The organism is Thauera sp. ZXT1-4 (assembly GCF_052598215.2).
In genome coordinates, this window is record NZ_JBQWSN020000023.1 from 24,082 (window position 1) to 37,493 (window position 13,412).

The following is a 13,412-nucleotide window of genomic DNA, read 5'->3' on the forward strand; positions in this document are numbered from 1 at the left end:
GGTTTGACCGAATGCGTGATCGGATACGAAAAGGCGTTGGCATGAGCCTGCTTGGCGGCACGCCGTTCTATGACGGCATCGGTGGTGGCCGTCGCGCCTTGGCGTGGCAGGTCGGCAATCCCGGTGCAGTCGCAGCACTGGCGTTCACCCAGCACGAATTGCGCGCCAAGAGCCGCGATCTGGTACGCCGCAATGCCTGGGCAGCGGCAGGCGTTGAAGCCTTTGTCTCGAACGCCATCGGTACTGGCATCAAGCCGCAGAGCATGCTGGCCGATCAGTCCTTGCGCGAAGCGATCCACAGCCTGTGGTGGGATTGGTGCGAGGAAGCCGATGCCGCCGGACTGACCGATTTCTACGGCCTGCAGGCCTTGGCCTGTCGCGCCATGCTCGAAGGCGGGGAATGTCTGGTGCGGCTGCGCTATCGCCGCCCGGAGGATGGCCTGCCGGTAGGCCTGCAATTGCAGTTGCTCGAACCGGAACACCTGCCAGCCACGCTGAATCAGGAATTGGCTTCGGGAAACGTCATCCGTGCGGGCATCGAATTCGACAAGCTCGGACGGCGGGTGGCTTACCACCTGTATCGCTCACATCCGGGTGATGGCTCACTGGCTCCGATGTCGGGCACTGGTGGCGTGGTGGGCGGTCTCGACACAGTGCGTGTCCCGGCCAGCGAAATCATTCACCTGTTTCGTCTCTTGCGGCCCGGGCAGATCCGGGGCGAACCGTGGCTGGCGCGCGCACTGGTCAAGCTCAACGAACTCGACCAGTACGACGACGCCGAGCTCGTGCGCAAGAAAACCGCCGCGATGTTCGCGGGCTTCATCACGCGCCTGTCACCTGAGGACAACCTGATGGGTGAAGGCTTGCCGGATGCCAGCGGTGCGGCATTGGCCGGGCTGGAGCCGGGCACGATGCAGATCCTGGAGCCCGGCGAGGACGTGAAGTTCAGTCAGCCCGCCGACGTTGGCGCGAGCTACGCCGAATTCCTGCGCATGCAGTTCCGGGCGGTGGCAGCGGCGATGGGCATCACCTACGAGATGCTGACCGGCGACCTGACGCAAGTGAACTATTCGTCGATCCGGGCCGGGCTGCTGGAGTTTCGCCGCCGCTGTGAGGCCATCCAGCACGGCGTGATCGTCCACCAGCTGTGCCGCCCGATCTGGCGTGCCTGGATGGAGCAGGCGCTACTTGAAGGCGCGCTGGCGCTGCCGCAGTTCACCGAGAAGAAGCGCGACTACTTCGCGGCCAAATGGATTCCACAGGGTTGGCAGTGGGTCGATCCCAAGAAGGAATTCGACGCGATGCTGACCGCCATTCGCGCCGGGCTGCTGTCTCGCTCGGAAGCCATCTCGGCCTTCGGCTACGACGCCGAGGACATCGACCGCGAGATCGCCGCCGACAACCAGCGTGCCGATGAGCTCGGTCTGGTCTTTGACTCCGACCCGCGCCACGACAAAGCGCCCCAACCATCGGCATCGGGCGCTCCCATAAATGCGGCCGCCACAGTGGCCGTGCCGCAAGACCAACAGGACAACTGACATGCAACTCGTTCATCTGGCGTCCCGCCTCTACGGGACGCCGCTCCTCATTGCGCGTCCCAAACTCGACGTGATCCTCTCCGTGTTGGGTTCCCGCATCGGCTTGCCCGATCTGGACATGGCGATGCCGCTGCCCATGCCGCGCCAGAACGCCACATCGGGTCAGGCGGGCATTGCCGTCATCCCGGTGGTCGGCACGCTGGTCAGACGTTCGATGGGTATCGAAGCCGCCTCTGGCCTGATGTCCTACGGCGAGATCGAAGCCCGACTGGACGCCGCGCTGGCCGACCCACAGGTGGCGGGCATCCTGCTCGATCTGGATTCGCCCGGCGGCGAGGCATCGGGTGTGTTCGAGTTGGCAGAGCGCATCCGCGCTGCCAGCACCATCAAGCCGATCTGGGCGCACGCCAACGATGCCGCGTACTCGGCGGCTTTTGCCATCGCGGCAGCCTGCCAGCGCCTGACGCTGTCGCAGACCGCTGGCGTCGGGTCGATTGGCGTGATCGCGCTACACGTCGACCAGTCGGTGAAGGACGCCAAGGACGGCCTGAACTACACCGCTGTCTTCGCGGGCAGCCACAAGAACGATTTCTCCCCGCACGAGCCACTCACCCCGCAGGCCACCACCGCGTTGCAGACCGAGGTGGATCGCCTCTACGACATCTTCGTGAATCAGGTCGGAGAGATGCGCGGCATCGATCCGGATGCCGTGCGCGCCACCGAAGCGGGGCTGTTCTATGGCGAGCAGGCGGTGGCAGCAGGCCTCGCCGACGCGGTGATGCCGTTTGATGCGGTGATGACCGAGTTCACCGACGCGTTGGCGGCCAAGCAGCGCTTGGCGCAGCCTGGCGTGGCCCGCGCCTCGCCGCGAAGCCTGTCCACTCAATCCATTTCAAACCCGCCCCGAAGCAAACCTTTCACCCTGGAGAACACTATGACCGACCCCAAAGACGACCACGAAAACCCGAGCGATCCGGCCGACACCGACCCACAGGGCGACCAGTCACAGACCGACAGCGATCCGCAATCGACACCTGCCGCCCAAGCCGCACTGGCGCAGTCCTTCGCCAGCGGGCGCGGCCAAGCTCAGGCCATTGCAGAGATGTGCCTGATCGCGGGCCAATCCCAACGCACGGCGGAATTCCTCGCGGCAGGCTTCTCGGAAGCGCAGGTGCGCCGCGCCTTGCTCGACGCCCGTGCCGACCAACCCGAAATCGCCTCGCGTATCACCGCCGAGGCAGGAACCAGCCAGCACCCTGAAAACAGTCCGGTGGTCGCTGCCGTCAAGAAACTCACCGCCAAGGAGTAAGCCATGCCCACTGTCTCTCAACCCAAGAATCTCGGCGACCTGTTGAAGTACGAAGCGCCGAATCTCTACTCGCGTGACCAGGACACCGTTGCGGCCGCGCAGAACCTGTCGCTGGGTACCGTGGTGGGCCGCGAAACGGCTACCGCCAAGCTCAAGGCCCTCGACCCGAGCGCTTCGGACGGCACGGAAACCGCCGTTGGCGTGCTCGGAAATGACGTCGATGCGACGCTGATTGACCGTGAGGACGCGATCCTGATCGCCCGCCACGCCATTGTCGCGCGCGGCGCATTGATCTGGCCGACCGGCATCAGCACTGCGCACAAAGTGGCTGCCATCAAGCAACTCGCGGAACGTGGAGTCCTGGCCCGCGATAGCGCCTGACCCACTTCCAACGCTCCGTTTCACTCCCCCCAAAACCCGCCGCTGGCGGGTTTCGTCATTTCTGGAGATCCCAAATGCAGAAACCTTTTGAAAACCCCGGTTTCTCGATGGCCAGCCTGACGGCCGCCATCAACCTCCTGCCCAACCGCTATGGGCGGCTGGAGCAACTCAACCTGTTCCCGGCCAAGCCGGTGCGCACCCGGCAGATCATCGTCGAGGAGTACGCCGGTCGTCTGAACCTGCTGCCCACCCGCGCGCCCGGTTCGCCCGGCACAGTGGGAGAACGTGGCAAGCGCAACCTGCGCTCATTCGTGATCCCGCACATCCCCCACGACGACGTGGTGCTGCCCGAGGAAGTGCAAGGACTGCGCGCCTTCGGGTCCGAAACCGAAATGGAAGCCATCGGCGGTGTCATGGCCCGCCATCTGGAGACCATGCGCAACAAGCACGCGATCACCCTGGAGCATCTGCGCATGGGTGCGCTCAAGGGCAAGATCCTCGACGCTGATGGCAGTGAGCTCGTCGATCTGTTCGACGAGTTCGACATCACTGCGCAATCGGTGTCCTTCGAGTTTTCGACGGCGGCCGACAACGGGCAAATCAAGACTGCCTGCCTCGAGTTGCTGGGCCTCATGGAAGATGGGCTCACTGGCGAGTTCTCGACCGGCGTGCATGTGCTGTGCTCGACCGAGTTCTTCCGGGCACTGACCACCCACAAGGAGGTCAAGACCGCCTACCAGAACTGGCAGCAGGGCGCAGTGCTGATCAACGACATGCGCTCGGGCTTCAGCTACAGCGGCATCACCTTCGAGGAATACCGTGGCCAGGCTTCCTTTGTGCAGGCCGACGGCACGCTGGGGTCGCGCCGCTTCATTGCCGCAGGGGAAGCCCATGCCTTCCCGGTCGGCACGGTGGATACCTTCGCGACCTACTTCGCGCCAGCGGACTTCAACGAGACCGTGAACACCATCGGCCAGCCACTGTATGCCAAGCAGGAGCCACGCAAGTTCGACCGGGGCACTGATCTGCACACGCAGAGCAACCCGCTGCCTATGTGCCATCGCCCTGGCGTGCTGATCAAGCTCGTTGCTGCCTGATGGATGTCGCGACGTTGTACGAGGCAGCCCGCAGTGCAGGACTGCTGACCGCCGTCACGGTAGCGGGCAGCACCGTGCACTGCGCCTTTCGTGCCCCCGACGAAACCGTGCTGGATGGTTTTGCGCTGTCGCGGGACTACCAGATCGACTACCCGGCGTCCTGGCTGACGCTGGCAGCCGGGGACACCGTCGAGGTGGCAGGCAATACCTATCAGGTGCGCCACGTGCGCGCCATCGGCGACGGCACCGAGCGTCGCGCCTCGCTCTCCCAACTCTGAGGAACTCCCCATGAACTCCGTCCGCGAGCGCGTCTTGCGGGAGATCGTCACGCGCCTGGCATCTGCGATTGCCCCGACACCGGTGCTGCGCATGCCTGCCGTGCCGGTCACCCGCGAGGCCAGTCCGGCGCTGTTGCTGTTCGTCGATGGCGACAGCATCACCGCCCACGCCAACCACCTTGTCGACCGGTTGCTGATCGTCCGGCTTGCCGTGGTGGCACGCGGTGCGGATGCCTTCGATGTCGCCGACCAGGCGCTGGTCGCGGCCCACGCGGCAATGCTCGCCGACCCGAATCTGGGCGGTCTGGCCATCGCCGTGCGCGAGATCGACTGCGAATGGGAGTTCGACGACGCCGACGCCGGGGCCGTCGCGCTGCCCGCCCGCTACGAAATCCGCTACCGCACCCACGCCATTGATCTCACCCAAACAGGATGAACCCATGCACATCGAACTACTGAAACCCCATACCCACGCAGGCAAGCGCCTCGTCGTGGGTGATCGCCTTGATCTGAATGACGCCAGCGCCCGTTGGCTGATCACACAAGGCACGGCCAAAGCGGCTACCCCCGCCACCGATTCCAAACCTACCCGCCGTGATGTCACGTCCGGTGTTTCCACAACTGTAGCCACCCAAGGAGACTGAACATGGCTTACTTTTCCGGACAAGGCCGCGTCTACATCGGCGCACGTGATGAACTCGGCAACCCGGCCGGACTGACCTTCGTCGGCAACGTGCCCGAGCTGAAGGTGTCGCTGTCGGTGGACACCATCGAGCACCAGGAAGCGCAGTCGGGTCAGCGCCTGACCGACCTGCAACTCATCAAGACCAAGAAAGGCGAGTTCGCCTGCACGTTGGAAGAACTGATCGCCACCAACCTGGCGCTCGCGCTCTACGGCACCACGACCGCGATCACCCCCGGCACCGTGACTGGCGAGCTGCTACCCAACCCGGTCACGCCGGGCAGTCTGTACCCGTTGGCCATGCAGAACGTGTCCGCCGTGCAGATCCAGGACTCGGATGCCACGCCCAAGACGCTTCCGGCCAGCCAGTACAGCGTCAATGCCAAGCACGGTTCACTGGTGGTGCTCGATGCCACGTCGGGCGGCCCTTACACCGAGCCGTTCACCGTCGATTACGCCTATGGCGCGGCGCAGAGCACGGCGATGTTCACCCAGCCCTTGCCCGAGCGCTGGATTCGCTTCGAGGGGCTCAACACCGCCGACGGCAACCGCGAGGTGGTGATCGACCTCTACCGCGTGGCCATCAACCCGGCCAAGGAACTCTCTATCATCACGGACGAACTGCTGAAGTTCGAGCTGTCGGGGCAGGTGCTGGCGGATCTGACCAAGCCAGTCGGCGGTGATCTCGGTCAGTTCGGCCGTCTGGTGCTGCTGTGATGGACGGCTTCAAAACCTTCCCCCCTGAACCTGTCGTCGTGACGCTGTCTGGCACTGCGCTGGAACTGACGCCGATCCGGCTGGGTGAGTTGCCACGGCTGCTGGCCGTGGTGCGCCCGCTGGCCGAGGAAATCACCAGCGATCCGGACTGGATGGCGCTGCTGGGACGGCACGGCGATGCCGTGCTGGATTTGCTGGCGATCACCACCCGGCGTGAACGCGCGTGGATCAACGACCTGTCGCTGGAGGACGCCGTGCAACTGGCCGCCGCCGTGTTCGAGGTGAACGCAGATTTTTTCGTGGCGCACGTCGTCCCGGCGATTCAGGGCGCGGCCCAGCGACTCGCGCCAACGCTGCGCTCGCTGACGAACTCGGCTGGGACAGTGCCGTCGCCCGCCTGATCCGCACCGGGCACCGCCTGGGCGACGTGATGGCCTACACGCTCACGCAGGCGCAAGCCTTTCTGGATGCCGACGGACAGATCGAGCGGCAGCAACTTGCCCAACTGCTCGGCATCCATGCCGTGGCAGCCCAGGGCGAGAAGCGTGGCATCGAACAACTGCAACGCGATCTGCTCAAGGACTGACCCATGCGCCTCTCACTCACTACCACCGGTCTGCTGGACCCGCGCCAGTTGGCGGCGTGGAGTACCGAGCGGCGTCGTGCCATCCACACCGCTGTCGCCAAGGGCATGCAATCGGGCGGGCGCGAAGTGCGTGATGCGGCGCGATCCGAGATGCGCAGCGCCTTCACCGTCAAGCGCAACAGCTTCATCTCCTCGATGGGCGTGAAGGTGTTCGACAAGAAGCCCGAACTGCTGCCCGCCTTGCTGGTGGGCAGCAAGATCCCGTGGCTCGGTCTGCATGAAAAAGGCGGGACGGTGAGCGGCAATTTGCTGATACCGCTGCTGCCCGGTCGCATCGGCCCCAAGCGCTTCAAGGCGGTCATCGACGGCCTGATGCGCTCGGGCAATGCCTTCTTCATCGAGAAAAACGGCCGCGTGCTTCTGATGGCCGAGAACATCAAAGAGAACGCATCGCAGCTGGGCCGCTTCAAGCGAGCAGAGCGTGGTCGTACCGGGGCCAAGCAGATCAAGCGTGGCCAGGAGATTCCCATCGCCGTGCTGGTCAAGCGCGTTGATCTCAAACGACGACTGAATCTGGCGGGTGGCGTGCAACGCGCACTACCTGCCTTGGCGCGGGCGATTCAACAAGAACTGGACAAAGTCTGATGGCAAGCAATCGTGCCCAAATCCTGATCAGTGCCGTCGACCAGACCAAGACCGCTTTCGACTCGATCAAACGCGGGCTGGGCAGCCTTACCGATACGGCCAAGAGCGTCAACGGCGTGCTGGCCAACCTCGGGGTGGCTGTCTCCGTGGCCGGTCTGACCGCGATGGTCAAATCGGCCATTGACACTGGCGACGCGCTGGACGAGATGTCGCAACGTGTCGGTGTCAGCGTCGAGACCCTATCGGTATGGAAACCGGCAGCCGAGCAGTCTGGTGTGTCCGGCGAATCGTTCGAGAAGGGGCTGCGCAAGCTGTCCACCACGATGCTGGAGGCCGCGACCGGGTCGGAAGATGCCGCGCGCGGGTTTTCTGCCGTGGGCGTCGAGTTCAAGAACCAGGACGGCACCCTGCGCGCAACCGATCAGGTGCTGCTCGACCTGGCAGAGCGCTTCAAGGCCATGCCCGATGGCGCTGAGAAAACCGCGCTGGCGGTGCAATTGTTCGGCAAGTCGGGAGCCGAGCTGATCCCGTTCCTGAATCAAGGGCGCGACGGCATCAACGAGCTTGCCGCAGAGATGCAGGCGCTCGGCGTGCAGATGAGTTCTGAGACAGCGGCGCAGGCGGGCAACTTCAACGATGCGCTCGACAAGCTGAAACTGGCCACCACCAGCATCGGCAACCAGATCATCACGTCCTTGCTGCCCGCCCTGAACGATATGGCCGGTGGCATGGTCGAGTCGGCCAAGCAAGGCGGCACGCTGCGGACGATTTTGGATGGCGTGGTGCTGGTGCTCAAGACCCTGGCGCTCGGTGCCGCCACCGTTGGCAAGTCCTTCGTCGCCTTGGGCGAGGCCATTGGTGCCGGTGTGGCGGCGGCGGTCGAGGCGCTCAAGGGCAACACCGATGGGGCCAAGGCCATCATTGCCGACCTCAAAGGCAATCTGGTCAAACGGCTGGATGAACTGGCGTCCTTTCGTGACAGCCTGTTCGATCCCAAGCCCATCGAGGTCAAGGCACCCAAGATCCAGGCCGATCCCGAGCTGCTGCAGCGACTGACCAAGCCCAAAGTCGTCAAGCCAGCGCAGGACACGACCGGCGCGCAAACCACGCTGATGAAAGCGCAGCTGGACGCCGAGTTCGCCCTGCTCAAGGACGGTCTGACCCGGCAACAAACTGCACTGGATGCTGCACTCGAAGACCGTCTGGTTTCGGTGCGCGACTACTACACGCAGAAAACGGCCATTGAGCAGCGCGAGGTCGATGCCGAGATTGCTCGCAAGCAGCAGGAGCTGGCCCGCAGTCAGCAAGTCGCCGCCACGGGCAAATCGGAAAACGACCGCCTGCGTGCCAAGGCCGAAGTGGCCAAGGCGGAAGCCGACCTCATCACGCTCAACAACCGGCGCACGGACATTGAGCAGGCCAATGCGCGCAAGGCAGCGCAAGCCGAGCGTGAGCTGGCGGATGCCTTGGCGCAGGCGCGTGAGGAACTGGCCCAGATCACCGGCACGGCGACGGATGCCGACCGGCAAGCCGCCATCGAGCGCAGCTACCGGGATCTACGGGCGCGACTGGCGGCAGAAAGCGATGCCGACGGCGTGTCGCTCGTTGACCGACTGATCAACGTGAAGGCGGCGCAAGCGAACCTCTCCGCACTGGAAGCCCAATGGCGGCAGGCCACCGAGCGTCTACGCAATGCGCAGGAGGCCATTCATACCCAGCAGCAGGCCGGGCTGCTAACCGAAGCGCAGGCACGCCAGCAGATCGTGACCCTGCAACAGCAATCGGCCACCGAGATGGAGCGCCTGCTGCCGACCATGCAGCAAGCCGCGCAGGCCATCGGCCCGGATGCGGTGATCCGCGTGCAGGCGTGGCGCAACGAGCTGGATCGCACCCGGCTCACGGTCGATGAAATGGCCCCGCTGTGGAACCGCATCGGTGAGAGTTTCGGCGGTGCGCTCAACGGGATGATCACCGGCGCGCAGACCTGGCGCAGTGCCTTGGCGAGCATCTTTCAGCAGGTGGCCGATGCCTTCCTGCAGCAGATCGTGATCCAGCCGTTTCAGCAGTGGATCGCCATGCAGGCTCGGATGCTGGCGCTCAAGCTCGGTTTCATCCAGCAGGAGCAGACCGTCGATGCGGCGGCCAGCGCCGCCAAGGTCGCCCAAAAGACCACCGAAACCACCGCCGTGGTGTCGATGGATGCGGCCAAGGCGGGAGCTGGGGCGGCGGCGTCGCAGGCTTCCATTCCCTACGTTGGCCCGGCACTCGCGGTGGCCGCGATGGTAGCCATGGTCGCCGCTGTGATGGCGCTCTTGGGTGGAATCAAGAAGTTCGCGGGAGGCGGCCTTGTCTCCGGGCCGGGCAGCGCCACCTCGGATTCGATCCCGGCGCGTCTGTCCGCAGGCGAGTACGTGGTGCGGGCGGCCGCCGTGCGCCAAGTCGGCGTGGCCTTCCTCGACTCGCTCAACGGCTTGTCGGCAGGCCCACGTTTCAAGGGTGGCGAACTGGCCTTCGCAGCGGGCGGTCTGGTACCGGAGGTGAAAGTGCCGCCCGGAGGTTTGGCAAATAAGCCGCAGATGAATCAGGCCGTGCGCATCGTCAACGCGGTCGATCCGGGTGTGACCCACGACCACCTGCAGTCGCCTGCCGGAGAGAAAGTCATCGTCAACATCATCGGGCGCAATGCACGGGCCATCCGTGCGGCGCTGCAAGGCTGAATTTCAGGGGAAAGTCCAATGGCACTTCTGTTCATCGACGGTTTCGATCACTACGACCCACAGGCCGTGGACAGCTTTGGCGATCCGTGGCTGGCGCGCGGCAAGGCAGCGTATCTCTCGCCCCAGGCCACTCGGATCAATGGCCGTCGTCCGTCCTCCTATGCCCTTCGATTGCCAGAAGGTTCGGGCGGCGGTTACGTCAAGAACCTCGACGGTACCAAGGCCAGCCTGATCGTGGGGGCAGCCATTCGTGTGGTGCCGTACCAAAACACCTACACCGAGCCACTGCTCCTGGGCGTGCGCGATGCCAACTCGCAGGTCGCGCATCTCGTGAAACTCGGCGAGGACGGTCGGCTCAAGCTCTACCGCTGGCAATACGGATATGACCAGTTGATCTCTGTCTCAGTCGCCAGCGCTCCGGCACGCGGCTGGCACTACATCGAGTTACAGGTCACGCAGGGCACCAGCAACGGCATTCTGTCAGTGCGCATCAACGGCATCCTGGCCATCCAGATGACTGCGCAGAACACCATCCAGGGCGGTGGCCAACTGCTCACGGCATTCGTGGGCGCAGTGCCTGGCCAAAACTGCCCGCTCACCATCGACGTCGACGACTTCTACATCGCCGACACCAGCGGCACGATCAACAACACCTTTCTCGGTGATGTGCGCGTCGATGCCTTGCAGGCACAGGCCGATGGCAGCCTGAACCAGTGGACGGCCAGCCCGGTCGGTAACGCTGCCTGGGAAGCCGTGAGCGACGAGGACGAAGCAACGGCGATCAATGCGCCGAACGTGGGGTTGCGCCAGTCCTTCGATGTCGAGCCGCTGCCGGTGATGGCCACGCCCGCCATCTACGGCGTCCAGCTCACGATGCTGGCGCGCAAGACTGACGCCGGTCTGGGCAAGGTCAAAGGCCTCGTGGTCAGTGGCGCGCAGAGCGCCGTCGGCACCGACATCATCCTGCAGGAGCAACTGGCGTGGCAGAGCACGCTGTTTGAGCGTAATCCGAACGGCAACGTGCAGTGGACGGAGGCCGCCTTCAATGCCGCTGAGTTCGGCGTGGAGTCGGCATGACGGATCGCGTCATCGTTCAAGACCTCGCGGAGGTTTCCAGCAAACCGACGCCGGGAAGCGAACTGCCCGCCTTCCAGAGTGAAGTGCTCTCGCGCGCCACTTTTGGGGCGAGCGCAGCCAGTTTCATGCCGGAAACAGCTGTCGCTCCGCTGCCTCCCAATCTGGCGGCCAGCCTGCTGGCGGAATCCTTGGCGGGCCCCTGGCCACCCATCGATGCGCCGATCTTTCTGGTCGAAGTGTTGCGCCGGGACACGGCCTCAAGCGCCATCGTCGCCACCGGTATGGATGCCTTTGGCGACCAGCCTTGGCCGGATGCGCAACGCGGCGTGTTTGCCTTCCGTCATGATTGGATGGAGCCCCTCGTCGAACGGCTGGAGTGGCAGACCAGCGTCACGCGGCTGGCCAGTGGCAACGAATCCCGGCAGGCACGCCGACGCATTCCTCGGCGCTGGCTCACCTACAAGGTGGGCAACGCCCGGCAGACCGATGCCCTGGTGGCCGACTGGCTGGCCGATCATCTCGGTCAAATGGCGCTGTGGCCGCTGCCGCAGTACGCGGTGCACCTGACCCAGTCCTGCGAACGTGGCGCACTGGCACTCAATGTGACGGAGGCAGATGGGCGACAGTTCGGGCCACTCTCGGCCAATGTGCATCTGACCTACGACGGGGTGCAGGGCTGGCAGGAAACTGAGAACAATGGCCGCTGGATTTTGATCATCGCCGCCGATGGCTGGCAGATCGCCCAACTCAGCGATGTGGAAAGCGCTCTGCTTTGGCTGATGGAACCGTTGGCACGCGCCGCAGCCGTGGGTAGCACCATCATGCCCTTGGTGTGGGGCAAGGCCATCGATCCGGCGGATCTCACGCAGTGGGTACCCGGCATGGTCGGCGGCAACATTCCCACACAGATCCAGCCTGCGCCACTGCCCGACCAGGATGTTCTCGATGACCCATGGCTCGACGAGATCCCGGTCTGGCCAGATGGCAACTGGCGTGACGATCCAACGGCCGCAGCGCAAACCACGATCACCCGCCAAGACTTTTCGACTGCAGATCCGTGGGTGCGCCGGGACGATCCGTGGGCGACGACAACTTTGCAGCGGCGCTATCTGGCCAGCTCACTCGATGAAGTCGAGATCTGGCGGGCGCGGTTGTGGCGCACCCAAGGCCGTCTGGAAGCCTTCTGGCTGCCCGATGGCTTGGCTCCGATCCTGTGGGTGAACGTCGAAGCCGATCCCGAAGATGGCTTCCTGCGCGTGGATGGCAAAGACATCTCCGCGCGAATCTCGGATTTTTGGCATCGCCCCGCCGCTTGCTTAATCGTGCACCCAGACGGCTATCGGCAGTACGCCCTGACGGCGACCTGCCATCTGGATCAAGGCGGTGTGCTGGTGCTGCGCTCGGGTCTCGACGACTGGGTGCCCGCACGCAGCCGCGTCATTCGCCTCGTGCGCTGCCGCCTCGACCACGACGCCATCGATCTGTACTGGCATAGCCCGACGCTGCTGGAGATCACCCTGACAGCGCGTCAGCTGCCCGAACCTCGCGGCAATGATCGCGTCACTTATGAGCCAGCCTGAACATGAGCCAGAGTCCTCTATTGGAAGTCGAGCTGTATGCCTTCGTCAGCAACAGCGCGCAGTTCTATCTGACGCCGCACGAATTCGGTGTTGATCTGGATGGCCATCTTTACAAGAGCCTGGCCTTGGAACGCAACGAACTGGCGCTGGGTGCTGAAGCTGCGAAGGCGGGCTTGGATCTGAAACTGCCGCCGAACTGTGATTTGGTGCGCCACCTGCTCGCCAACTCGCTGACCGGCGACACTACCTCGATCACCCTGCGCATCGGACGGCGCGATACCTGGGGCGACTACTGGTGGATCTCCGGCACGCGCTGGATGGGCCGGGTGCTGGGCGTCGAAGTCGCCGACGATGTGGCTCGTGTTCGCTGCGAATCCGCGCAGGTCAGTCTCAAGCGCATCGGGTTGCGGCGGCTCTACAGCCGCAAGTGTTCCCACGTGCTGTATTCGGCTGCCTGTGGTGTCTCACCCATTTCTTCCAGCGCCTTCGTGAGCAACAGCTATGGCCGCAACGTCGATCTCGATGGCGGCGTGCCCGGCAGCGTCAGTGGTGGCTTGGCCGGTGGTTGGCTGCAAACCCCGGAAGGTGCCCGCCACATGATCGTCAATGACTACGGTGGCGGCGTTGAGTTGCTCTATCCGGTCGCCATAGACGTCGGCACAGAGGTACTTCTGACGGTCGGCTGCGATCACAGCACGGCCACGTGCGAGTCGCGCTTCGGCAACCTCGACAACTACGGCGGCTTTCCTGCCATCCCGAGCAAAAACCCGTTCTCGACGGGCGTGTTCTGAATCCCTGGAGAAAT

The 13,412-nt window shown here is 64.3% G+C and carries 15 protein-coding genes; all 15 read left to right on the forward strand.

Annotated features, from left to right (window positions below; genetic code table 11):
* The first annotated feature begins 41 nt into the window (after positions 1-41).
* Complete coding sequence (locus ACUH78_RS14885; RefSeq protein ID WP_426743986.1) at positions 42-1,538, forward strand: phage portal protein; 1,497 nt, start codon at positions 42-44, stop codon at positions 1,536-1,538.
* A 1-nt stretch (position 1,539) separates the two neighbouring features.
* The gene (locus ACUH78_RS14890) at positions 1,540-2,847 is read left to right on the forward strand and encodes a S49 family peptidase (RefSeq protein ID WP_445333861.1); all 1,308 of its coding nucleotides are present in this window, start codon (positions 1,540-1,542) and stop codon (positions 2,845-2,847) included.
* 3 nt (positions 2,848-2,850) lie between these two features.
* The gene (locus ACUH78_RS14895) at positions 2,851-3,228 is read left to right on the forward strand and encodes a head decoration protein (protein ID WP_409476635.1); all 378 of its coding nucleotides are present in this window, start codon (positions 2,851-2,853) and stop codon (positions 3,226-3,228) included.
* A 74-nt stretch (positions 3,229-3,302) separates the two neighbouring features.
* Positions 3,303-4,325 (forward strand): major capsid protein, encoded by a 1,023-nt coding sequence (locus ACUH78_RS14900; RefSeq protein WP_445333862.1) that lies wholly within the window; start codon positions 3,303-3,305, stop codon positions 4,323-4,325.
* A gap of 14 nt (positions 4,326-4,339) precedes the next feature.
* Positions 4,340-4,603: a head-tail joining protein gene (locus ACUH78_RS14905; RefSeq protein WP_510497570.1), complete on the forward strand. Its 264-nt coding sequence runs from the start codon at positions 4,340-4,342 to the stop codon at positions 4,601-4,603.
* Between the two features lie 10 nt (positions 4,604-4,613).
* The gene (locus ACUH78_RS14910; RefSeq protein ID WP_023113946.1) at positions 4,614-5,039 is read left to right on the forward strand and encodes a hypothetical protein; all 426 of its coding nucleotides are present in this window, start codon (positions 4,614-4,616) and stop codon (positions 5,037-5,039) included.
* A 4-nt stretch (positions 5,040-5,043) separates the two neighbouring features.
* Positions 5,044-5,247 (forward strand): DUF7210 family protein, encoded by a 204-nt coding sequence (locus ACUH78_RS14915; protein ID WP_445333864.1) that lies wholly within the window; start codon positions 5,044-5,046, stop codon positions 5,245-5,247.
* 2 nt (positions 5,248-5,249) lie between these two features.
* Positions 5,250-6,002 carry a phage tail tube protein gene (locus ACUH78_RS14920; protein ID WP_239884039.1) on the forward strand — a complete coding sequence of 251 codons (753 nt, stop codon included), beginning with the start codon at positions 5,250-5,252 and terminating at the stop codon, positions 6,000-6,002.
* A complete protein-coding gene (locus tag ACUH78_RS14925; RefSeq protein ID WP_445333865.1) occupies positions 6,002-6,403 on the forward strand; it encodes a DUF6631 family protein in 402 nt (133 codons plus the stop codon). Before ACUH78_RS14920 ends, ACUH78_RS14925 begins: the two co-directional genes overlap by 1 nt.
* Before the next feature lie 29 nt (positions 6,404-6,432).
* Positions 6,433-6,588, forward strand: a complete 156-nt coding sequence (locus ACUH78_RS14930; protein WP_009521710.1) for a hypothetical protein — start codon at positions 6,433-6,435, stop codon at positions 6,586-6,588.
* Positions 6,589-6,591: 3 nt separating this feature from the next.
* Positions 6,592-7,233 (forward strand): DUF6441 family protein, encoded by a 642-nt coding sequence (locus ACUH78_RS14935; protein ID WP_445333866.1) that lies wholly within the window; start codon positions 6,592-6,594, stop codon positions 7,231-7,233.
* Positions 7,233-9,950 carry a hypothetical protein gene (locus ACUH78_RS14940; RefSeq protein ID WP_445333867.1) on the forward strand — a complete coding sequence of 906 codons (2,718 nt, stop codon included), beginning with the start codon at positions 7,233-7,235 and terminating at the stop codon, positions 9,948-9,950. The genes ACUH78_RS14935 and ACUH78_RS14940 overlap by 1 nt, the downstream gene beginning before the upstream one ends.
* A gap of 18 nt (positions 9,951-9,968) precedes the next feature.
* Positions 9,969-11,027 (forward strand): hypothetical protein, encoded by a 1,059-nt coding sequence (locus ACUH78_RS14945; protein ID WP_445333868.1) that lies wholly within the window; start codon positions 9,969-9,971, stop codon positions 11,025-11,027.
* A complete protein-coding gene (locus tag ACUH78_RS14950; RefSeq protein WP_445333869.1) occupies positions 11,024-12,607 on the forward strand; it encodes a hypothetical protein in 1,584 nt (527 codons plus the stop codon). The genes ACUH78_RS14945 and ACUH78_RS14950 overlap by 4 nt, the downstream gene beginning before the upstream one ends.
* Before the next feature lie 2 nt (positions 12,608-12,609).
* Positions 12,610-13,398 (forward strand): phage BR0599 family protein, encoded by a 789-nt coding sequence (locus ACUH78_RS14955; RefSeq protein WP_445333870.1) that lies wholly within the window; start codon positions 12,610-12,612, stop codon positions 13,396-13,398.
* Positions 13,399-13,412 lie beyond the last annotated feature (14 nt).